The sequence below is a fragment of the Methylorubrum sp. POS3 genome, assembly GCF_043352485.1.
Taxonomy (GTDB): domain Bacteria; phylum Pseudomonadota; class Alphaproteobacteria; order Rhizobiales; family Beijerinckiaceae; genus Methylobacterium; species Methylobacterium suomiense.
The window spans coordinates 4,100,186-4,120,559 of sequence record NZ_JAPRBT010000001.1 but is presented as its reverse complement, the minus strand read 5'-3'; the positions used below and the strand labels follow the sequence as shown (position 1 = coordinate 4,120,559).

The 20,374-nt window shown below is 70.3% G+C and carries 22 protein-coding genes; 17 read left to right on the top strand and 5 right to left on the bottom strand.

Features of this window, described 5'->3' with window-relative positions:
* Positions 1–9: 9 nt before the first annotated feature.
* From OWC43_RS18970 to OWC43_RS18960, 3 genes are read right to left on the bottom strand one after another with little or no spacing between them, the layout of a single operon-like run.
* Entirely contained in the window at positions 10–1,062 is a 1,053-nt protein-coding gene (locus OWC43_RS18970; RefSeq protein WP_137828054.1) for an ABC transporter permease, read from the bottom strand.
* Positions 1,063–1,077: 15 nt separating this feature from the next.
* Positions 1,078–2,709: an ABC transporter ATP-binding protein gene (locus OWC43_RS18965; protein ID WP_393957819.1), complete on the bottom strand. Its 1,632-nt coding sequence runs from the start codon at positions 2,707–2,709 to the stop codon at positions 1,078–1,080.
* A 22-nt stretch (positions 2,710–2,731) separates the two neighbouring features.
* A complete protein-coding gene (locus tag OWC43_RS18960; protein ID WP_393957817.1) occupies positions 2,732–3,892 on the bottom strand; it encodes a BMP family ABC transporter substrate-binding protein in 1,161 nt (386 codons plus the stop codon).
* A 567-nt stretch (positions 3,893–4,459) separates the two neighbouring features.
* Here OWC43_RS18960 and OWC43_RS18955 point away from each other — a divergent pair.
* From OWC43_RS18955 to OWC43_RS18920, 8 genes are read left to right on the top strand one after another with little or no spacing between them, the layout of a single operon-like run.
* On the top strand, positions 4,460–4,738 hold the full coding sequence (locus OWC43_RS18955; protein ID WP_393957816.1) for a hypothetical protein: 279 nt from the start codon (positions 4,460–4,462) through the stop codon (positions 4,736–4,738).
* Positions 4,735–5,415, top strand: a complete 681-nt coding sequence (locus OWC43_RS18950; protein WP_393957814.1) for a Rieske 2Fe-2S domain-containing protein — start codon at positions 4,735–4,737, stop codon at positions 5,413–5,415. Before OWC43_RS18955 ends, OWC43_RS18950 begins: the two co-directional genes overlap by 4 nt.
* Positions 5,412–6,041 (top strand): glutathione S-transferase family protein, encoded by a 630-nt coding sequence (locus OWC43_RS18945; RefSeq protein ID WP_393957813.1) that lies wholly within the window; start codon positions 5,412–5,414, stop codon positions 6,039–6,041. Before OWC43_RS18950 ends, OWC43_RS18945 begins: the two co-directional genes overlap by 4 nt.
* 43 nt (positions 6,042–6,084) lie before the next feature.
* A complete protein-coding gene (locus OWC43_RS18940) occupies positions 6,085–6,585 on the top strand; it encodes a thiamine pyrophosphate-binding protein (protein ID WP_393957811.1) in 501 nt (166 codons plus the stop codon).
* Positions 6,582–7,193: a thiamine pyrophosphate-dependent enzyme gene (locus OWC43_RS18935; RefSeq protein ID WP_393957809.1), complete on the top strand. Its 612-nt coding sequence runs from the start codon at positions 6,582–6,584 to the stop codon at positions 7,191–7,193. Before OWC43_RS18940 ends, OWC43_RS18935 begins: the two co-directional genes overlap by 4 nt.
* Positions 7,193–8,779, top strand: coding sequence for a GMC family oxidoreductase (locus OWC43_RS18930; protein ID WP_393957808.1), 1,587 nt, complete (start codon positions 7,193–7,195; stop codon positions 8,777–8,779). The genes OWC43_RS18935 and OWC43_RS18930 overlap by 1 nt, the downstream gene beginning before the upstream one ends.
* Positions 8,776–10,158, top strand: a complete 1,383-nt coding sequence (locus tag OWC43_RS18925; protein WP_393957807.1) for an amidohydrolase family protein — start codon at positions 8,776–8,778, stop codon at positions 10,156–10,158. Before OWC43_RS18930 ends, OWC43_RS18925 begins: the two co-directional genes overlap by 4 nt.
* Positions 10,159–10,160: 2 nt before the next feature.
* Positions 10,161–11,087, top strand: a complete 927-nt coding sequence (locus tag OWC43_RS18920; protein ID WP_393957806.1) for an aromatic ring-hydroxylating dioxygenase subunit alpha — start codon at positions 10,161–10,163, stop codon at positions 11,085–11,087.
* Between the two features lie 9 nt (positions 11,088–11,096).
* Here the strand turns inward: OWC43_RS18920 and OWC43_RS18915 are convergent, their stop codons facing one another.
* Positions 11,097–11,753, bottom strand: coding sequence for a phosphoribosyltransferase family protein (locus OWC43_RS18915; RefSeq protein ID WP_393957804.1), 657 nt, complete (start codon positions 11,751–11,753; stop codon positions 11,097–11,099).
* Positions 11,750–12,715 (bottom strand): acetamidase/formamidase family protein, encoded by a 966-nt coding sequence (locus tag OWC43_RS18910; RefSeq protein WP_393957803.1) that lies wholly within the window; start codon positions 12,713–12,715, stop codon positions 11,750–11,752. The genes OWC43_RS18915 and OWC43_RS18910 overlap by 4 nt, the downstream gene beginning before the upstream one ends.
* Positions 12,716–12,845: 130 nt before the next feature.
* Here OWC43_RS18910 and rutR point away from each other — a divergent pair, with 130 nt between their 5' ends.
* From rutR to OWC43_RS18865, 9 genes are all read left to right on the top strand, one after another.
* On the top strand, positions 12,846–13,517 hold the full coding sequence (gene rutR / locus OWC43_RS18905; protein ID WP_137828041.1) for an HTH-type transcriptional regulator RutR: 672 nt from the start codon (positions 12,846–12,848) through the stop codon (positions 13,515–13,517).
* Between the two features lie 225 nt (positions 13,518–13,742).
* Positions 13,743–14,843 (top strand): pyrimidine utilization protein A, encoded by a 1,101-nt coding sequence (gene rutA, locus OWC43_RS18900; RefSeq protein ID WP_393958597.1) that lies wholly within the window; start codon positions 13,743–13,745, stop codon positions 14,841–14,843.
* Complete coding sequence (gene rutB, locus OWC43_RS18895; RefSeq protein ID WP_393957801.1) at positions 14,840–15,589, top strand: pyrimidine utilization protein B; 750 nt, start codon at positions 14,840–14,842, stop codon at positions 15,587–15,589. The genes rutA and rutB overlap by 4 nt, the downstream gene beginning before the upstream one ends.
* Positions 15,590–15,644: 55 nt before the next feature.
* The gene (rutC, locus tag OWC43_RS18890) at positions 15,645–16,037 is read left to right on the top strand and encodes a pyrimidine utilization protein C (protein ID WP_393957800.1); all 393 of its coding nucleotides are present in this window, start codon (positions 15,645–15,647) and stop codon (positions 16,035–16,037) included.
* Between the two features lie 3 nt (positions 16,038–16,040).
* The gene (gene rutD / locus OWC43_RS18885; RefSeq protein WP_393957798.1) at positions 16,041–16,823 is read left to right on the top strand and encodes a pyrimidine utilization protein D; all 783 of its coding nucleotides are present in this window, start codon (positions 16,041–16,043) and stop codon (positions 16,821–16,823) included.
* Positions 16,824–16,974: 151 nt separating this feature from the next.
* The gene (locus tag OWC43_RS18880) at positions 16,975–17,463 is read left to right on the top strand and encodes a flavin reductase family protein (RefSeq protein ID WP_393958596.1); all 489 of its coding nucleotides are present in this window, start codon (positions 16,975–16,977) and stop codon (positions 17,461–17,463) included.
* Positions 17,464–17,587: 124 nt separating this feature from the next.
* On the top strand, positions 17,588–18,442 hold the full coding sequence (locus tag OWC43_RS18875) for an ABC transporter ATP-binding protein (RefSeq protein WP_393957796.1): 855 nt from the start codon (positions 17,588–17,590) through the stop codon (positions 18,440–18,442).
* Complete coding sequence (locus OWC43_RS18870) at positions 18,432–19,382, top strand: ABC transporter permease (protein WP_393958595.1); 951 nt, start codon at positions 18,432–18,434, stop codon at positions 19,380–19,382. Before OWC43_RS18875 ends, OWC43_RS18870 begins: the two co-directional genes overlap by 11 nt.
* On the top strand, positions 19,379–20,344 hold the full coding sequence (locus tag OWC43_RS18865; RefSeq protein ID WP_393957795.1) for an ABC transporter permease: 966 nt from the start codon (positions 19,379–19,381) through the stop codon (positions 20,342–20,344). The genes OWC43_RS18870 and OWC43_RS18865 overlap by 4 nt, the downstream gene beginning before the upstream one ends.
* Positions 20,345–20,374: the final 30 nt, after the last annotated feature.

The window sequence follows — 20,374 nt, the reverse complement described above, 5'->3', positions numbered from 1 at the left end:
CGCGCTCCCTCAGCCGGTCGGCGCCGGTCGGCGCACGAGCTTGTAGTGGGCCAGTTCGTCGCCGATCGCCGTGAAGAACAGAATCAGCCCGGTGACCGCGAGCACGGCGCTGGTGTTGAGCCCCTGCGCCGAGAGGATGATGCCGGCATTGAGCAGGGTCGCCATCAGCGCGGCGGTCGCGAGCACGGCGAGGCATGACCCGCGGGCGAGGACCGCGACCATGATGCCGAGATAGCCGTAATTGTTGGAAATGCCGCCCTGGAGCCGATGGGCGGTCCCGGCGAGTTCGATCATCCCGGCCATTCCCGCCACCGCGCCCGACAGCAGCATCACCGCGACGATGCGGGCCCGCACGGGAATGCCCGCATAGACCGCCGCTCCGGGATTCGCGCCGGCCACGCGGGTCTCGTAGCCGAACCGGGTGAAGGTCAGGGCCGCCGCCGCCACGACCGCAACCGCGACCGCGATCGGCAATCCCCAATGCCCCGCCTCGCCGAGAGGCGGCATCTCGTAGGGCACCCGCAGGGTGGCCGCGAGGGCGCCGCCGGTGCGGTCGCGCCAAGGACCGGTGGCGACCCAGGCGATCAGCAGCGCCGCGACGAAATTGAGGAGCAACGTGGTGATGAGTTCGTTCACGCCGGCATAGGCGCGGGCGATCGTCGGCACGAGGATCCAGAGCGCCCCCGCGACGGCGGCGGCGGCGGCCATGGCGAGCAGCATCACCGGCTCGGGTCCGTCGAGATGGAGACCGACGGCGGCCGCGGCGAGGGCGCCGATGCCGAATTGCCCCTCGCCGCCGATGTTCCAGAGACCGATCCGCGTCGTCAGCGCCACGGCGATCCCCGTCAGGATCAGCGGCGTGACGAGCAGCCCGACATCCTCGAGTCCGGCGGTCGAGCCGGTCGCCGTATCCCAGAAGTCGGCGCCCATCGCGATCGGCGCGCGGCCCGTCATCGCCAGGACGATGCCGGCGCAGGCAAGCGCGGCGAGGATGGCGAGGATCCGGCCGGTCAAGGCCGCCGCTCTGTGCGCGGAGGGCGTCCGCTGCAGGCGCCAACCCATCCTAAATCCCTCCCGTCATGGCGCCCGTCCCGACCGGTCCTGCCGCTGACCGCCCATCATCAAGCCGAGCGTCTCGACGTCGGCCTCCGCCGTCGGCAGCGTTCCCATGATCCGCCCGTTGAAGAGCACGGCGATCCGATCGGAGAGTTCGATGAGCTCCGACAGCTCCTCCGAGAACAGCAGCACCGCCTTGCCCTCGTCGCGGAGCCGCGCGATCAGCGCGAGGAGCGTCTCGATCGCGCCGACGTCGAGGCCACGGCTCGGATAGGCGGCGACGAGCACCCGCTCGGCGATGCGCGTCTCGCGCCGCGCCACGAGCCGCTGCTGATTGCCGCCCGAGAGGTTGCGGGCGGGCATCTCGAAGCTCGGGACCGCGACCTCCGCCGCCGCCGCGATCGCGCGGGCGAGCCGGCCCGCGGCCCAGGGCCGGAACAGTCCGAAGCCGCCGACCGGCGGACCGCCATACTCGCGCAGAACCGCGTTGTCGGTGATGCTCAGCGACGGCGCGAGGCCCGCCCGCAGCCGGTCCTCGGGGATATGGCCGATGCCGCGTCCGGCGAAGCCCGCCGCGTCGCCGGGCTTCGCCGGCCTTCCATCGATGCGGATCGCGCCGGCCGTGATCGGGCGCATGCCGGTGACGACCTGGCTCAGCTCGCGCTGTCCGTTGCCGGCGACGCCCGCGATGCCGAGAATCTCGCCGCCGTGCAGCCGCAGCGAGATGTCGTGGAGCGCAGGCAGACCGCGATCATCGAGCGCCGAGACGCCCTCCAGCGCGACGAAGGGCTCGGGCGAGACGGGCAGACCCGGTCGCCGCGGGCGCACCTTCCGCAGGGTGATCTCGTGACCGACCATCAGGGCGGCGAGGCCCCGCTCGGTCGCGCCCGCCGCCTCGCGGGTCGCGATCTTGCGGCCCCCGCGCAGGACGCTGATCCGGTCGGCGATGGCGATGACCTCGTCGAGCTTGTGGCTGATGAAGATCACGGCATTGCCGTTGGCGCGGAAGGCCCGGAGCGCGCGGAACAGATCTTGCGCTTCCTGCGGCGTCAGAACCGCGGTCGGCTCGTCGAGGATCAGGATGCGCGCGGCGCGGGCGAGCACGCGCAGGATCTCGACGCGCTGCTGCTCGCCCGCCGAGAGATCGCCGACGCGGGCGTCCGGGCGCACCTTGAGGCTGAAGCGCTCGGCGAGCGCGCGGGTGCGCGCTTCGAGGACGGAGGCGGAGGCGCGCCACGGCGTCTCCTCCCAGCCGAGATGGACGTTCTCGGCCACGGTGAAGGCCGGGACCAGCTTGAAATGCTGGTGGACCATGCCGATCCCGGCGGCGATCGCCGCCTGCGGGCTCGAGAGATCGCGCGCGTAGCCGTCGAGGATGATACGGCCCGCATCCTGCCGGTAGATGCCCGTGAGCACGTTCATCAGGGTCGATTTGCCCGCGCCGTTCTCGCCGAGCAGGGCGTGGATCTCGCCCGGCATCACATCGAGATCGACGCTGTCATTGGCGACGATCCCGGGAAACGTCTTGGTGATGCCCTGAAGCGCGACGAGCGGCGGCGTGCCGGGCGGGAGGTCCGACCGACCGCCGGTCTCGGGAACGACCTCCGCGCCCGTCTCGACGCGTTCGGTGCGGGCGAGAGCGGGCGCGCTCACGGGGTTGAACCCGGCGATCCGGTCACGCGCCGAGCCCGGCCACGCCCTCGATCGACCAATCCCATTTGTAGAGGTCCATCTCGCTCATCGTTTGGCCCGCCGGGACGCGCACCTTGCCCTTGTTGTCGCGAATTTCACCGGCGAAGGGATTGAAGCCGCCGCTCAACATCTTCTCGCGCACGGCATCGGCTTGCTTGGCCACCGCCTCCGGCACGGTCTCGCCCCACGCGTCGCGATCGACGCCCTTGCCGAGCGGCAGGATGGTGGACTTGGGCTCCCAGGTCCCGGCGAGCCGCTTGGCCACCTGATCGACGTAGTACGCCTTTAGATCGATGACGACCGAAGAAACATAGGCCTTCGGGCCGAACCGGCGCATGTCGGTGTTCCACATCGCCGCCTTGATGCCGCGCTGCTCGGCGATCTGGAGGTAGCCGGCCTCGTCCATGATCCCGAACAGGAAGTCGCAGCCGTTATTGGCGAGCGCCACGCCCGCCTGGGTGGCCGCCTGCGGATCGAACCACGAATTGATCGTCACGACCTGAAGCGTCGCCTCGGGCTTGACCGAGCGCGCGCCCATGAGAAACGCGTTGGTCGAAGCGTAGCACGAGGTCACCGGGAAGGACGCGACGTAACCGAGCTTGCCGGTCTTGCTCATCAGGCCCGCCGCGACGCCGATCACGTAGGTTGGGTACCAGTGGGCGAAGTAATACCAGCCGAGATTCTCTTCGAGGCTGCTGCCGTTGCATTCCATGAAGGCGATGCCGCGGTTGCGCTTGGTCACGTCCTTGTAAAAGTCGCCGTATTGCGACGTGGCGAAGATCAGGTTTGCCTTCTGCGTCGCGAATTGGCGGAAGGTGCGGGTGGCATCCGCCGAGTAGGGGATCGACTCGACGAACAGCGTCTTGGCCTTCGGAAACGCGGCCTGGACGGCCTTCATTCCCTGGTCGTGGCTCCAGGTCCAACCCTCGTCATTCACCGGTCCGACATGGCCGAAGGCGATGACCGCATCCTTCTCGGCGACGGCCGGAAAGCCGGCGGCCTGCGCCCCACGGAGACTTGGCGGGAGGAGAAGCCCCGCACCAGCGGCGGTCCCGAGGCCGAGGAGGCGTCGGCGATCGATCGACAGTGCACTCTTCACCACTGTTCTCCTTCGGTCCCGCACGCGGCGACGCGCCCTCTGCATCCGGGCATGCGGCTCTGCCCCGGCGAATTTCCGCAAGTTCCGTGCCCAAGCACGGCAGGGGGCCCGTGAACCGTCCCATCCTGGCGGCTCGGCCGATCTCGCTGGACCGGTGCGTGCGCATCTGGAGATCCGGCCCGGCGCCCGGGCTTCGGCGACCGCGGCGAGCGGGAGGTTGGTAGGCACGCGTCTCCCTCGGCGGCCACAGCGCCTTCCCCCCGCTGCCACGCCATCAGCGCGGAAGCCGACGGGGGTGGCGCGAATGATGCAAGCCGCCACGACCATGAGCCGAAGCCTGCGCGGGGCGTATCGATCCCGATGCGGTTCGCAGCGTGCCGGATGCCACCGGCTGCACGGAATGGGGTCTGCCCAAGTTTTGGATATGCGCGCGACCTCACTCGCGAGCCGAACTCGCGGACGGGGCCTCGAACGGGGCCGCGATCTACCCGCAGGCGAGACGTCACCGGCTTCGGGCCGGATCACCCTCGTCGAAGGGGCCGATTTCGCCCGTCGGAACGAGGGCGGGGCCGGGTCCGCATCCGGTCGGCCCGCCGCCAGAGCGGCGTGCTGATGCGGCGGCAGGCGTTGCTCGCCTTCAGCGGCAGATTCCGGCCGGAGAGTTTCCTGGCCTTCATGGATGCACGGGCGCGGCTGCTCGATCTCGTGCTCCGCCCGCGCCGGAGCGACCCGGACCGCGTGGAGGTGATCGTCGACGGCGAGGACGCCCTGATCGGCATGTTCGAGATGGCCTGCAGCCTCGGGCCGATCGACTGCCTCGTCCTCGACGTCGCGGAACTCGCCGAGGCGGGCGTTCCACCGCCCGCGACACGGGAAGAGGAAGGCGCATGAGCGATTTAGACCAGCCGCAGGGATGGTACGCGGTGGCGCTCGCCGCCGACCTCGATCCCGGCACCTCCGCGGGCACGCGCCTGTTCGGTGCCGAACTCGTCGTCTGGCGCGACGCGGCCGGGTCCGCCCATGTGTGGGAGGACCGCTGCCCCCATCGCGGCATGCGCCTCAGCTTCGGCTTCGTGCGCGGCGATCACATCGCCTGCCTCTATCACGGCTGGCAGTACGACGTGGCCGGGCAATGCCGCTACATTCCGGCCCATCCCGACCTCGCGGTGAGCCCGATGATCCGGGCTCGCACCTACGTGTCTCTGGAGCGCCTGGGTCTCGTCTGGGTCGCCTGGGGCGAGGAGCCGGGACCGCCGCCGGATACCGGTGCGGACGGCCTGACGCCGCTGCGCAGTCTCTATCTCGATCGGCCCGCCGCCTGGGTGCGGGCAGCATTCGCGGACGCGCCGGAAGATGGTCTCGCTTCCGGTCTCCTGCGCACCGCGCTCGCCGGGATACCGGTCTTGGTGGCCGTCCAGCCGCTCGCCGATGATCGCTGCGCCGCCCACTTTCTCATCGATCGGCCAAGCGATGCCGTGACGCGCTCGGACCGAGCGCGTGCCGCGAGCGCTTGCGTGGCTTGGCGCCGGTCGGTCGAGGCACGAAGCGGGGAGAGGGCCGCCGCGTGAGCCTGACCCTCTACGACTACGAACTCGACGAGAACGGATACAAGGTCCGGCTGCTGCTCGGCGCCCTCGGGTTGCCGCACGCGACGGTCGCCGTCGACATGATCCCCGGGGCCGAGCAGACGCGGGCGCCGCTGATCGACCTCAATCCCCTCGGCACGCTGCCCATTCTCGTCGACGGGGAGACGGTCCTGCGCGAGGCGGAAGCGATCCTCCTCTACCTCGCACAGAGGTTCGACCCGGGCGGACCATGGCTGCCGCGGGAGCCGGACGCGTTCGGGCGGACGATGGCATGGCTCGTCTTCGCCGCGCGCGATCTCCATGCCGCGACGCTCGCGCGACGCACGGCGATGTTCGACGTCCCGGGCGATGCCGCCGCCCTCGAGCGCGCGTCGCGCGACGCCTTCCGCGCCATGGAGGATCACATGGTGCTCCAGGCCATCGCGGATGCGGGCTTCTTCGTGGGTGCGACCGCGACGCTGGCCGATCTGGCCCTGTTTCCCGCCTTCGCCCTCTCGCGCGACCACGGCATCGACCACGAGACCTTCCCGGCCCTGCGCCGCTGGGCGCGCCGGGTGCGGGCCCTCCCGGGCTTTCGGACGATGCCCGGCATTCCGGACTACCACTGATCGGACCGTATCGAGGGTTTGCCGTGAAGAAGGGCTCTTTCGCATGACGCCTGCGACCGTCGACGCGGTGATCCGAGGTCTGAAGAAGGCGGGCGTATCGATCGCCTGCTACCTTCCGGATTCGCTGTTCCGCCCGCTCTACCCGGCGCTCGACGCCGATCCCGATATCCGCACCATCCCGGTGACGAACGAGGGGGAGGGCGCCGCGATCTGCGGCGGCGTGTTCCTCTCGGGCAAGCGCGCGGTGCTCGTCATGGAGCATTCGGGGCTCCGCGCCTCCGTCGAGCCGCTGGCGCGGATGGGGCTCGGCGCCGGCATCCCCGTCGTCATGCTCATGAGCTACCGGGGCGAACTCGGCGAGAACAATTGGTGGGCGATCCCGCACGGCATCACCATGGAGCCGGTGCTCCAGGCGCTGCGCGTGCCCTACGCGGTCGTGCGCGAGGAAGAGGAGATCGAGCGGACGATCGAGGCGGCCTACGCCTCCGCCTACGCCTCCTACTACCACACGGCCATCGTCCTCGGCGGGAGGCTCGTGCGATGATGACGCGCTACGACTGCATGCGGGCGTTGGCCGCGCGGCTCAGCGACGAACTCGTCATCCTCTCCCTCGGGGGCAGCGTCGACGAGTGGTACGACGCGGCCCCGCACATGCGAGCGGCGAGCCTGTTTCAGCAACAGCTGGGCTGCGTGACGCCGCAGGCCTTCGGGCTTGCGGCCGGGTTGCCGCACCGACGGATCGTCTCGCTCGACACCGATGGCGGGCTGCTGTTCAACCTCGGCATCCTGGCCACGCTCGCCAACGAGCGGCCTAGGAACCTGTTCGTCGTCGTCTGGGACAACGAGCGCTACCAGTCGATCGGCGGTCCGCCGACACACACCGCGAAAGGCCTCGTCGACCTCGCGGCGATGGCCCGCGGCGCGGGGATCGAGCAGGCTCATACGGCGCGCGATCTCGACGCATTCGACCGGCACTGTGTCGAGGGGCTCGCGGCGCAGGAACCCTACCTCGTCGTCGCCAAGGTCGACGGGAGCGTGCGGGCCGGCATCCGGCGCAAGCACAGCGACGGGCGCGAGGACAAGTACATCTTCGTGCGCCATGTCGAGGCCACCGAAGGCATCACCATCATGGGCCCGAGCGAGCACAATTGATGCTGGCCGACGCCGATGCCCTAAAACCCGCCTACGACGTGCTCGTCGCCGGCGCCGGCACCGGGGGCTGCGTCGTGGCCGGGCGCCTTACCGAAGCCGGACTATCGGTGCTGCTCATCGAAGCCGGCCCGCCGAGCGACGGGCATCCTGCGATCGCCGATGCGGGCGCCTGGGCGAGCCTGCTCGGCGGGCCCTGCGATTGGGGTCTCTCCTACGCGCCGGGCCCATACGTGGATGGCCGGATCATCGCCATCCCGCGGGGCAAGGTGCTCGGCGGCTCGAGCAGCATCAACGCGATGCTGTGGAACCGCGGCCACCCGTCCGACTACGACGGCTGGGCCGAGAGCGGCGCGGTGGGTTGGGACTTCGCCTCGGTCCTTCCCTATTTCCGGCGCGCCGAGGATTGGGAGGGCGGCGAGACCCCGCTTCGCGGCGCGGGCGGGCCGCTGCGGATCGAGACCCCGCCCGATCCGCACCCGGTCGCCCGCGCCCTGATCGCCGCCGCCGCCGAGAAGGGGTGGCCGGTGCTGGCGGACGCCAACGGGCCGGACAACGAGGGCGCGGCGCTCGCCAATCTCAACATGCGGGACGGGCGGCGCTGGAGCGTGGTCGATGGCTATATCCGGCCCCATGCCGGGAACCCGCGCCTGACCGTGCTGACCGGCTCGACCGTCTTGTCCCTGCTGTTCGAGGCGGGGCGCTGCGTCGGGCTGCGCCACGCGCTCGACGGGCGCGTCGTCGAGACACGGGCCGGGCACGAGACCGTACTGGCATTGGGCGCGGTCGAGACGCCGTGCCTGCTGATGCGTTCGGGCATCGGCGATCCGGCCGAACTTGCACGGCTCGGGATTCCGACGCGTCTCGGCCTGCCGGGCGTCGGGCGCAACCTCCAGGACCATCCGCTCCTGATGGGCATCAACTTTACCGCGCGCGCGCCGCTCGGACCGGTTCGCGACAACGGTGGCGGCGCGCTCCTGAACTGGCGCAGCCGCGACGGCCTCGCCGCGCCGGATCTCCACGCCTTCGTGGTGCAGGGCCCCCATGCCGGGCCGGACCTCGCGGCGACGGCCGATCTCACGGGGCCGGTCTTCGCCGTCTCGCCGGGTCTGATGGGCTCGAGGAGCGTCGGATACCTTCGGATGGAGGGCCCCGAGCCCGGAAATCCGGTGACGCTCCAGCCCCATTACCTCGCGGAAGCCTCCGACCGCGCCGCTCTGTCCAGCTCGGTCGACACCATCCTCGATCTGGCCGGGACCGCCGCCTTCCGGGACCTCGGCGCCGCACCGCTGATCCCGCACGGCCGCCTCGGGCAGGCGGAGAGCGAGCGCTTCGTCCGGGCGGCCTGCTCGACCTTCTTCCACACGAGCGGCACCTGCGCGATGGGCGTCGGTTCGGAGGCGGTGGTCGATCCGGCCCTGAACCTGCATGGCGTCCCGGGCCTTCGCATCGCCGACGCCTCGGTGATGCCCATCATTCCGACGGGCAACACGCAGGCCCCCGTCGTGATGATCGCCGAGCGGGTCGCCGAGTGGATCGCACAGGGCGGACCGGGCAAGGCGCGTGACACGAGGATGGAACGCGCATGAGCACCGACCGCATCCTCGCCGCCGACCTCGTGGTCACGATGGACCCGGAGAACCGCGTCGTCACCGACGGGGCGGTCTTGGTTCAAGGGAGCCGCATCGGCGCCGTGGGTCGGCGCGAGGCTCTCGCTGCCGCGCACCCGCACGCGACGCTGGTGCACTTGCCCGACCGGCTCCTGATGCCGGGCCTCGTCAACGCGCATATGCATTCGGGCTTCCTGCGCGGCACCGCCGAGCATCTGCCGGTCTGGGACTGGTTGCGGCTCCACATCAACCCGATGCACCGGATGCTGAACGCGCAGGAGGCCGAGGCCGCCTCCTGGCTCTGCTACGCCGAAGGGCTCCTGTCGGGCACGACGACGATGCTCGACATGTGGCGCTTCATGGAGGGCAGCGCGCGGGCCGCCGAGACGCTCGGCAACCGCCTCATCTGCGTGCCCTATGTCGGCGAGCATCCCGATTACGATTATTTCGATCGTCTCGACGACAACGAGCGGCTGATCGAGGCCCGCCACGGCAGCGCGGATGGGCGCATCTCGGTCTGGGTGGGACTGGAGCACCTGTTCTACGCCGACGAGGCCGGCCAGCGGCGCGCGATCGAAATGGCCAAGCGGCACCGCACCGGCTTCCATACCCATTGCAGCGAGGCCGAGGTCGAGGTCGCCGAGTTCGAGCGCCGCTACGGCTGCCGCGCGATGCTGGCGCTGGACCGGCTCGGCTTCTTCGAGGCGCCGCACGCCCTCATCGCCCACGCGGTCTGGCTCGACGGGGAGGAGATCGCGCTCTTGGCGCGCAGGGGTGTGGCGGTCGCCCACAATCCCGTCAGCAACATGAAGCTCGCCAGCGGCATCGCCCCCGTGGAAGCGATGCTGCGGGCGGGCGTCGCCGTGGGGCTCGGCACCGACGGCGAGAAGGAGAACAACAATCTGGACGTCTTCGAGGAGATGAAGACGGCCTCGCTGCTCGGCAAGCTGAAAGGCCTCGACGCGGCGGCGCTCGATTCCTGGGAGGCGCTTCGCATGGGGACGATCCTCGGCGCCCGGGCGCTCGGGCTTGAGGCCGAGACCGGCTCGCTCGAGCCCGGCAAGCAGGCCGATCTCATCGCGGTCCGCACCGACACGCCACGGATGACACCTTTGTTCGGCGATGGCCCCTATTTCAATCTCCAGCACAACCTCGTCCACGCCGTGCGCGGCTCGGATGTCGACCTCACCATGGTCGCCGGCCGCGTGGTCGTGGAGGATGGCCGCCTGCTCTCCGCGGATCTGCGCGCGCTGATCGACCACGTGCGCGGGCTCGCGCCCGGCCTGTTCGCGCGTCGCGCCGCGTGGCTCGCCGAGCACGAGACCGGCAGCGTGCAGTGGACCGGACCGGGCGCCTGAGGATGGGCCAGGGGACGGGAAACGGGACGGGAAACGGGACGGGAAACGGGACGGGAAACGGGACCGGCAAAACCGACGATCGGGTCGCGCTCGACGATTGGTACGCGGTCGCGACCGCTTCCGAGGTGACGCGGCAGGCCCGCACCACGCGCCTGCTCGGGCAGGAGATCGAGGTGACGCGCTCGGGCGACGGCGCGCCGCTCGCACGGGAGCGGTCCCGCGACGGCGAACTCGGCCCGCCGCTGCCGGTGCGCGAGCGCTACGGCTGCCTGTGGACCACCCTCGGGCACCCGAATCGAGACGTTCCGACGATCGAGGAGGCGGAGGAAACCGATCGCCGCTTCGTGCCCTGCGGCTGGGTCACGCTGCGCACCTCCGGGCCCCGCGTCGTCGAGAACTTCCTCGACATGGCCCATTTCCCCTTCGTCCATACCGACATCCTCGGCGCCGAGCCGCATACCGAGGTGCCGGCCTACGCCTCCGAGATCCGGCGCGACGTCGACGAGGTCTGGGCGACGAACTGCACCTTCTTCCAGCCGCGCATCGCCGCGACCGAGAGCGCGGGGGATTTCGTGCGGCTGACCTACCGCGTACCCTCGCCGTTCACGGTGATGCTGTACCGTGTCTGCCCGAGCGCGCCGTCCCGGCTCGATGCCATCGCGCTGTTCATCCAACCGATGGAGGAGGAACTCTGCCGGGCGCAGGCCGTGATGTACCTCGTCGACACTGTCTCGACCCATACCGCTCTGCTCGCCTTCGAGCAGACGATCTTCCTGCAGGACCGCATCATCGTCGAGAATCAGCGGCCCTTGCGCCTGCCGCTGGAGCCGCGCGGCGAGATCCCGACGCGGGCCGACAAATCGTCGGTGGTCTACCGGCGGTGGCTCAAGGAGAAGGGACTGCGCTTCGGAACGGTGGGATTGTCCTGAAGCGCGGTTTCACTCCAAGCTCGCCGGGATCGGCCGCCAGCCCGCGCCGTCCGGCTCGAATTGCGGGATATGCGCGAGGCCGTGCACGAGCCCGGCATCGGCTCCGAGCGCGGCCCGCCAATCATGCGCCTCGGTGAGGATCACCCCGATGCCGACGATGTCGGCGCCGGCCGCCCGTGCCAGTGCCAGCGCGCCGACCAGCGAGCCCCCGCTCGCCACGACGTCGTCGACGAGAACCGTGCGCCGGCCCTTCAGCAGCGGCAAGGCGCGGCGGTCCAGCAGGAGACGCTGTTCGCCCTGAGAGGTGATTGAGCGGATCGGACGGGTCAGGGCGTTCGCGAGGTGGAGTTTGGGCGATTTCTGCAGGACGACGTAGTCGTCGAGGCCGAGCGCCCGGCTGGTCTCGATGGCCACCGGGATACCGAGCGTCGCCGCCCCGACCACGACCTCCGGTTCGAGCGGCGCGAGCCGTTCCGCGAGCTTTTGCCCGATATGCGTCCCGAAGCGCACGCCGAGATCGATCACCATCATCAGCGAGATCGCGAAATCGGGTTTGATCGCCACGATCGGCAGATCGACGGTCAGCCCCGCGACGTCGACGGGCCAGGAATGTCCGGTGAAGGGCGGTTCGGCCGGGGGCGGACCGGAGTGAGACGTCGCGCTCATCGGGCCTGCGCCGGGGCTTCGGAGACGAGCGCGGTTTTGGGCATGAGCATATGCACCCCCTTGTTGCCGTCGACCGTCTGCGTGATGCGCAGGTTCCCCGCGAGAGAGCAGAGCATGTAGGCTTGGTTGCGGGTGAGGCGCGTGCGGGCACAGACGAGGCGCACCATCTCGCGCACCGCCTGACGCATCGCTTCGTCCAGGCTCTCATGCAGGCCGATCGACATCAGGTCGGTCGGCGTCTCCGCGAACGGCCACTGGCCGCCGAGATCCTTGCGCACCGTCAGCCGGAATGTCCCGGTCAGCCCCGTCTCCAGGGCGGTGATGCAGACCTCGCCGTCCCCCTGCAGGCCGTGGCCATCGCCGGCATAGAAACCGGCGCCCGCATTGAAGACCGGCAGATACAGCGTGGTGCCGACCCGCATCTCCTTGTTGTCCATGTTGCCGCCGAAGGCGCGAGGCACGGGCGTGCCGACGCGGCCCCAGGCGGCGGGCGGGGCGGTTCCGAGGATACCGAAGAAGGGGGCGAGCGGCAGTTCCAGCCCCCAGGGCAGCCGGCAGATGCCGCGCGCCGCGTCGATATCGGCATGGATCGTCTCGTAGTCGGTGAATTCGTCCGGCAGGGTGCCGAGCAGCGGCAGGATCGCGACGAAGCCCCAGTCGAGACGGAACTTCAGGTCGAGGATGTCGACCTGCAGCATGTCGCCGGGCTCCGCGCCGCGCACATGGACCGGCCCGGTCACGAAATGCGGGCCGGGGCCGGGCGGCAGCGCGTCGAGGGCGGCGGTGAGATCGGCGGGAATGCGGGCGGGATCGGGATGCAGCGCCTCACGCCCGCCCGCCGGGTGCGAGTGCAGGGTCACGGTATCGCCGGACTCCACCGTAAGCACCGGGGGGAGGGCGGCGTCGAAGTAGCCGAGCACCATCGTCTCGGGCAGGGCGGGAATCTCGTGATGACGGGACACGGCTCTCTCCTCAGCGGCCCCGGATGGCGTGCCGACGGGGCGCTTGGCGGCATACGAACCCGCTCCTTTGCTATAATCGCACCAGATCGGCCGCTGATGCCGCGGAGGATGGCGGCCCCGTGGCAGACCCATGGATGACGACGCGAAGAGAGGGGACGGCGTGACCGAGAGCGGGAGTACGGCACCGGCGCGGCGGCAGCGGCGGGACGGCGCGTTGCGGCGCGCGGCGGTGCTCGATGCCGGCTTGGCGGTGTTCTCGACGGTCGGTCTGCACGGCGCGAGCCTCGATCAGATCGCCGAGCGCGCCGGGCTCTCGAAGACCAATCTGCTCTATTACTTCCCGTCGAAGGAGGATCTCTACGTCGCGGTGCTCCGGCGCGTGCTCGACGTCTGGCTCGATCCGCTCCAGGCGCTCGACGCGGGGAGCGAGCCGGCCGAGGCGCTGAAACGCTACATCCGGACCAAGGTGACCCTGTCGCGCGACGCACCGCAGGCGTCGCGGCTGTTCTGCCTGGAGATCGTCCAGGGCGCCCACCTTCTGCGCCCCGAACTCGAAGGCCCGTTGCGGGCTCTGGTCGAGGCCAAGGCCGCCGTGCTGCGCGGCTGGATCGCCGAGGGCCGGATCGGGTCACACGATCCCCACCATCTCGTCTTCGCGATCTGGGCGATCACCCAGCACTACGCCGACTTCGCCGTGCAGGTATCGGCCGTCACCGGTCGCGACCTGACCGACGAGGCGTTCTTCGAGGAAACGGTGGCGAGCACCCAGAAACTGATCCTGGGCAGTCTCGGGCTGTCGTGATTCGCCGTCATCCGCCCCCGAACCGCGCTCGGCGAGCGTCAAAACGCGCGACCCTTGAGCATGAGAGGCGTAAGCCGCAGGCAAGGCGCGGAGAGTTTGTGCAAACGGTCAAATTTCGCGTCTCGAAGTTTGACCAAACGGTCCGATCAAGTACCGTCATCGTCGATCGCAAGGTTTCGTCATCGGCGATCGGACGCAGCGGGCGAGGTTTGCATGACCGAGCGCATGAATATCGGCGTCTTCATTCCGATCGGCAACAACGGTTGGCTCCTGTCGGAGAACGCACCGCAGTACAAACCGAGTTTCGAACTCAATCGAGAGGTCACGCTCAAGGCGGAACATTACGGGCTCGATTTCGCCCTCTCGATGATCAAGCTGCGCGGCTTCGGCGGCAAGACGGAGTTCTGGGACCACAACCTCGAATCCTTCACCCTGATGGCGGGTCTCGCCGCCGTCACGAGCCGGATCAAGCTCTACGCCACGGCGCCGACCCTGTGCCTTCCGCCCGCGATCGTCGCACGGATGGCCTCGACCATCGACTCGATCTCGAACGGGCGCTTCGGCATCAACCTCGTGACGGGCTGGCAACGGCCGGAATACTCGCAGATGGGCCTGTGGCCCGGCGATGACTACTTCGCGCGGCGCTACGAATACCTGTCCGAATATGCCCAGGTCCTGCGCGACCTGTGGGGAACGGGTCGCAGCGACCTCAAGGGCGAATTCTTTCAGATGGACGATTGCCGTCTCAGCCCGCGCCCGCAGGCCGACATGAAGATCATCTGCGCCGGTCAGAGCGCGGCCGGCATGGCCTTCACCGCGACCTATGCCGACTACAATTTCTGCTTCGGCAAGGGGGTCAACACGCCGACCGCCTTCGCGCCGACGGTGGCGCGACTGGAGGAGGCGCGGGCGAAGACCGGCCGGGACGTATCCTCCTACGTCCTCTTCATGGTGATCGCCGACGAGACCGACGAGGCGGCCCGCGCCAAGTGGGGGCACTACAAGGCCGGGGCCGACGAGGCGGCGATCGCCTGGCTCGGCCTGCAGGGCGCCGCCGACACCAAGTCCGGCGCCGACACCAACATCCGGCAGATGGCCGATCCGACCTCGGCGGTGAACATCAATATGGGCACGCTGGTCGGCTCCTACGCCACGGTCGCGAGCCTGCTCGACGAGGTCGTGACGGTGCCGGGCACCGGCGGCGTGCTGCTGACCTTCGACGATTTCCTGAAGGGGATGGACGATTTCGGCACCCGCATCCAACCGCTGATGCGCACGCGCCGGCACATCACCGGAAGCGCGGCGTCGCTCGCGGAGGTGGCATGATGGAGGAGGCGCCTGCGGGCTACCGCGACCCGTCCGGCCGCCACGGCGGACTGACGCTGCCGGCCCGGCCGGAACCGATCGCGTTCGATGCGGCTGCCACCGCGCTCATCGTCGTCGACATGCAGAACGCCTACGCGACGAAGGGCGGCTACCTGGATCTTGCCGGATTCGACGTCTCGGAGACGGGGCCGGTCATCGCGCAGATCGCGCGGGCCGTCGCCGCGGCCCGCGCGGCGGGCATCCGCGTGGTCTGGTTCCAGAATGGATGGGACCCGGATTACGTCGAGGCCGGAGGCCCCGGCTCGCCGAACTGGCACAAGTCGAACGCGCTCAAGACGATGCGCCGCCGGCCGGAGATGAATCAGCAGCTTCTGGCGAAGGGCACCTGGGACTATGCGCTCGTCGACGCGCTGACGCCTGAGCCCGGCGAGATCGTGCTGGGCAAGCCGCGCTACAGCGGCTTCTTCAACACGCCGCTCGACAGCATGCTGCGGGCGCGCGGCATCCGAACGCTGGTCTTCACCGGCATCGCCACGAATGTCTGCGTGGAATCGACCCTGCGCGACGGCTTCTTCCTCGAATATTTCGGGATCGTGCTCGCCGACGCGACCCATCAGGCCGGTCCACCGAGCCTGCAGGCGGGCGCGCTCCTGAACATCGAGACCTTCTTCGGCTGGGTCTCGGACGTGGCGAGCTTCGAGGCGGCGCTCGCCCATGCCGAGCCGCACGCGACCGCCGCCGAATAGGCGACTTTCCTCCGCCCGAACCGCAGGCCGAACCGCAACGCCGGAGTCCCGAAGCATGCCCAAATCCGTCGTGATCCCGCCCGGCACGGGCAAGCCGCTCGCCCCCTACGTGCCCGGCACGCTCGCCGACGGGGTGCTCTACGTCTCGGGTACCCTCGCATTCGACCGGGACAACAATGTCGTCCACGTCGGCGATGCCGCCGCGCAGACCCGCCACGTGCTGGAGACGATCAAGGGCGTGGTCGAGGCCGCCGGCGGCACCATGGAGGATGTCGTCTTCAACCACATCTTTCTGAAGGACTGGGCCGATTATGGCGCGATCAACGGCGTCTACGCCGAATACTTCCCCGGGGAGAAACCGGCGCGCTACTGCATTCAATGCGGGCTGGTGAAACCCGACGCGCTCGTCGAAATCGCCTCGATCGCCCATCTCGGCAGGCCCGCCTGAATCATGGGCGCTCCGGTCCACCACGCGGTGCACGGCCGGGCCGAGGGGCGCACCGTGCTGCTCTCGCCCGGGCTCGGCGGCTCGGCCGAGTATTTCGCTCCGCAAGTGCCGGTCCTCGCCGAGCACCTGCGCGTCGTCACCTACGATCATCGCGGCACCGGGCGCTCGGCCGGCCCCGTGGCGCCGGACCATGACGTCCCGGCGATGGCCCGCGACGCGCTCGACCTGCTCGACCACCTCGACATCCCGCGCGCCGACATCGTCGGACACGCCCTCGGCGGGCTGATCGCCCTGCAACTCGCGCTGACGCATCCGGAGCGGGTGGGGCGCCTCGTCATCGTCAACGGCTGGGCCGCCATGGACCCGGCGACGCGCCGCTGCTTCGCCGCGCGCAAGGCGCTGCTGACGCGGGTGGGCCCCGAAGCCTACGTGAAGGCGCAGGCCATCTTCCTCTACCCGGCCCCTTGGCTCTCCCAGCACGCGGAGCGCGTCGCGGCCGACGAGGCGCGGGCGCTGGCGCATTGTCCCGACCCGGCGACGGTGTTGACGCGCATCGCCGCCTTGGAAGCGTTCGACGCCACCGGCGCGCTCGTGCACATCCCGCACGAGACCCTGCTGATGGCCGCGCGCGACGACGTGCTCGTGCCCTTCACCGCCTCGCAGGTCCTGGCGGCCGGGCTGCCGAACGCCCGTCTCGTCCTCGCGGAGGATGGCGGCCACGCCCACAGCGTCACCCGCGCCCCGGCGTTCAACGCCGCGCTCCTCGACTTCCTCGGGCAACCCTGAGGATGCCTCCCCCTCGCGAAAGGTCGCCGTCATGACCGTCACCGAGAGCACCACCGTGCGAGACCGGGAGCCGTACCCGCCCATCCCGGGCCGGGGCACTCTCCCAAGCCGCTGCTCCGATGCGCTGTCCGGCCAAGACTATCGCGAGGCGATGTCCCGGCTCGCGGGCGCGGTCCACCTGATCACCACCGACGGGCCCGGCGGTCGGGCCGGCTTCACCGCCTCGGCGGTGTGCAGCGTCAGCGACGCGCCGCCGATGCTGCTCGTCTGCATCAATCGCGGATCGTCCGCGCACGGAGCCTTCAGCCGCAACGAGAGCCTCTGCGTCAGCACGCTCGGCGCGGATCACGAGGGGCTGGCGGCGCTGTTCGGCGGGCGAACGGATATGGAGCGGCGGTTCGCTACCGGCACGTGGCGGACCCTGCGCACCGGCGCGCCCGCACTCGCCGACGCGCTCGTCGCCTTCGACGGCCGCATCGTCGCGCGCCACGCGGTCGGCACGCACGACGTGCTGTACTGCGCGGTCGAGGCGGTCGCGTCGGTCGGGGAGGCCGACGCCCTTCTCTACGGCGAGCGGCGCTATCGCAGGCTGCCCCGCGTCCCGCAACCCGCCGAAACACCGGCCGTCGGCAGCGCCTGAGCCGCGGCGGGCGGCACGGAAAATGCTCGAACGCCGATGGCCTGAACCGTCATCGGCACGCCACGCGGCCTCGCGCGCATCCTCCGGCTCCGCGGCGCCGGCATCCTCGGAACGAACATCTGCTATGTCGCGCGCCGGCGCCCTCGCCCTGAAACAGCCTCCCGAGCCGGATCGGCCGGCCCTGCGCGCGGCGGCGCCCCGGCCGGTCGTCTCCGCGCGCGGCCTGTGCCTCACTTACGAAGCCGCCGACGCGCCGGTTCGGGCGCTTGCCGACGTCGATCTCGACGTCGCACCGGGGGAGTTCGTCTCCTTCATCGGGCCGTCCGGGTGCGGAAAGACGACGCTGCTGCGCTGTGTGGCCGATCTCGAGCAGCCGACCGGCGGGGAACTGACCGTCAACGGTGTGAGCGCCGAGGCGGCGCGGCTGCGGCGCGATTACGGCTTCGTGTTCCAGGCGCCCGCCCTCTATCCCTGGCGGACGATCGAGCGCAACGTGGCACTACCGCTGGAAATCTTCGGCGTCCCGCGGGCAGAGCGCCGCGAGCGGGTCGCCCGCTACCTCGATCTGGTCCAGCTCTCCGGGTTCGCGAAGAAATTTCCCTGGCAGCTCTCCGGGGGCATGCAGAGCCGCGCCTCGATCGCCCGCGCGCTGTGCTTCGACCCGAAGCTTCTCCTCATGGACGAACCCTTCGGGGCGCTGGACGAGATTGTGCGTGACCATCTCAACGCGCAATTGCTCGCCCTGTGGCGGGCGACCGCGAAGACAGTCCTGTTCGTCACCCACTCGATCCCCGAAGCCGTCTACCTGTCGACGCGCGTCGTCGTGATGTCGCCGCGGCCCGGCCGGATCGTGGACATCGTCGATTGCGCCGGGCTCGGGCCGGAGCGGCCGCTGGAGATCCGCGAGTCGCCCGAGTTCCTGCGCCTCGGCCAGCGGGTGCGCGAGGGCCTGCGCGCGGGTCATGCCTATGACGCGTGAGGCGGCGCCCCATCCGTCGGCGACGCGGAGCCGGCGCGTGGCCGAACCGGGCCAGGCCGGTCCGGTGGCGAGCGTCGTGCTCGCGATCTTGGCGGCCTGGACCCTCGTCGCGCTCGTCGCGAACTGGTCCGGCGCCTCCGACGCCCTGATCCGGGCGGGTGAGGCACCGGAGACCGGCCGGATCGCCGCGACGACGATGGCGATGGAGCGGCCCGTCGTTCCGGCCCCCCACCAAGTGGTCGCCGAACTGTGGCGCGGCGTGTTCGGCTTCCCCGTCACCTCGAAGCGCAGCCTCGTCTACCACGCCTGGGTCACACTCTCGGCGACGCTGCTGGGCTTCGCCATCGGCACCGCCCTCGGCATCGCGCTGGCGGTCGCGATCGTCCATCTGCGCAGCGTCGAGGCGAGCCTGATGCCCTGGATCGTCGCCTCGCAGACCGTTCCGATCCTGGCGGTGGCGCCGATCGTCATCGTGGCGTTGGGGGCGGCCGGCTTGACCGGGCTGCTGCCCAAGGCGGTGATCGCCGCCTATCTCTGCTTCTTCCCGGTCACGGTGGGCATGGTGAAGGGCCTGAACGCGCCCGACGCCATCCATCGCGACCTGATGCGGACCTACTCGGCCTCGAAGGCCCAGATCCTGAGCAGCCTGCGCTGGCCTGCGGCTTTGCCCTACCTGTTCGCGAGCCTGAAGATCGCCGTGGCGGCGAGCCTCGTCGGCACCATCGTGGCCGAACTGCCCACGGGCGCGCAGGCGGGGCTCGGAGCGCGGCTGCTGGCCGGCTCCTATTACGGGCAGACGATCCAGATCTGGGCGGCGCTGATCGCGGCGGCCGTGCTCTCGGCGCTGCTGGTTCGGGTGGTCGGCCTCGCCGAGGCGGCGACTCTGCGGGCGACCGGGAGCGCCCCTCGGGGGCGGCCGGCGGCGGGAAGCGGCCGATGACGCACCGTGCCGGCCGCATCGCCCTGCTTGGCCCCGCTGCGCTGGCCGGCGGACTGGCTCTCGCGCTGAGCGTCCATCGTCCGGGCCTCGCCGGGCAGGCGGGGGCCGGCATCTGGTTCGCCGCAGCCCTCGTCTGGCTCGCCGCCACGCTCGCCGCGCGCGACCTCGCCGCGCTGACGCCGCGCAGCCTTACGGGTCGACGTGCCGTCGGTCTCGCCGTGCCGCTGCTCTTCGGTTTCCTCGTCCTGGTGTTGTGGGAGACGGTCGTCGTCGGAGCCGGCGTTCCGGCCGTGCTGATGCCGCCGCCCTCCGCCGTCGCGGCGCGCTTCGCCGCCGCCGGGCCCGTGCTCGCGTCGGATTTCGTCCAGACCTGCCTGAAAGCGGCCCTGCCGGGCTACGCGATCGGCTGCCTGTCGGGCCTCGCCGTGGCGATCCTGGCGGACCGCGTGCCGGGCCTCGGGCGCGGCCTCCTGCCGGTGGCCGATGTCGCCTCGGCCCTGCCCATCGTCGGCATCGCGCCGATCATGGTGATGTGGTTCGGCTTCGACTGGCCGTCGAAGGCCGCCGTCGTCGCCGTGATGACCTTCTTCCCGATGCTCGTGCAGGCGGGCGCGGGTATGGCCGCGACGGGCCGGATCGAGCGGGACCTGATGCGCACCTACGCGGCGGGCTACGGGCGCACGCTGCTCGCGCTCCGCCTGCCCACGGCGCTGCCCTTCATCTTCACCGCCCTCAAGGTCAACGCGACGCTGGCGCTGATCGGGGCGATCGTGGCCGAGTTCTTCGGCACGCCGATCGTCGGCATGGGCTTCCGCATCTCGATCGAGGCGGCGCGGCTCTCCCTCGACATGGTCTGGGCCGAGATCGCGCTCGCCGCGCTGGCGGGCTCCGCCTTCTACGGTCTCGTCGCTCTGATCGAGCGCGCCACGACCAGCTGGCATCCGGCGATGCGGGGTCGCTGACGGGGTATCGCGGCAGCGCCGAAGGCCGCC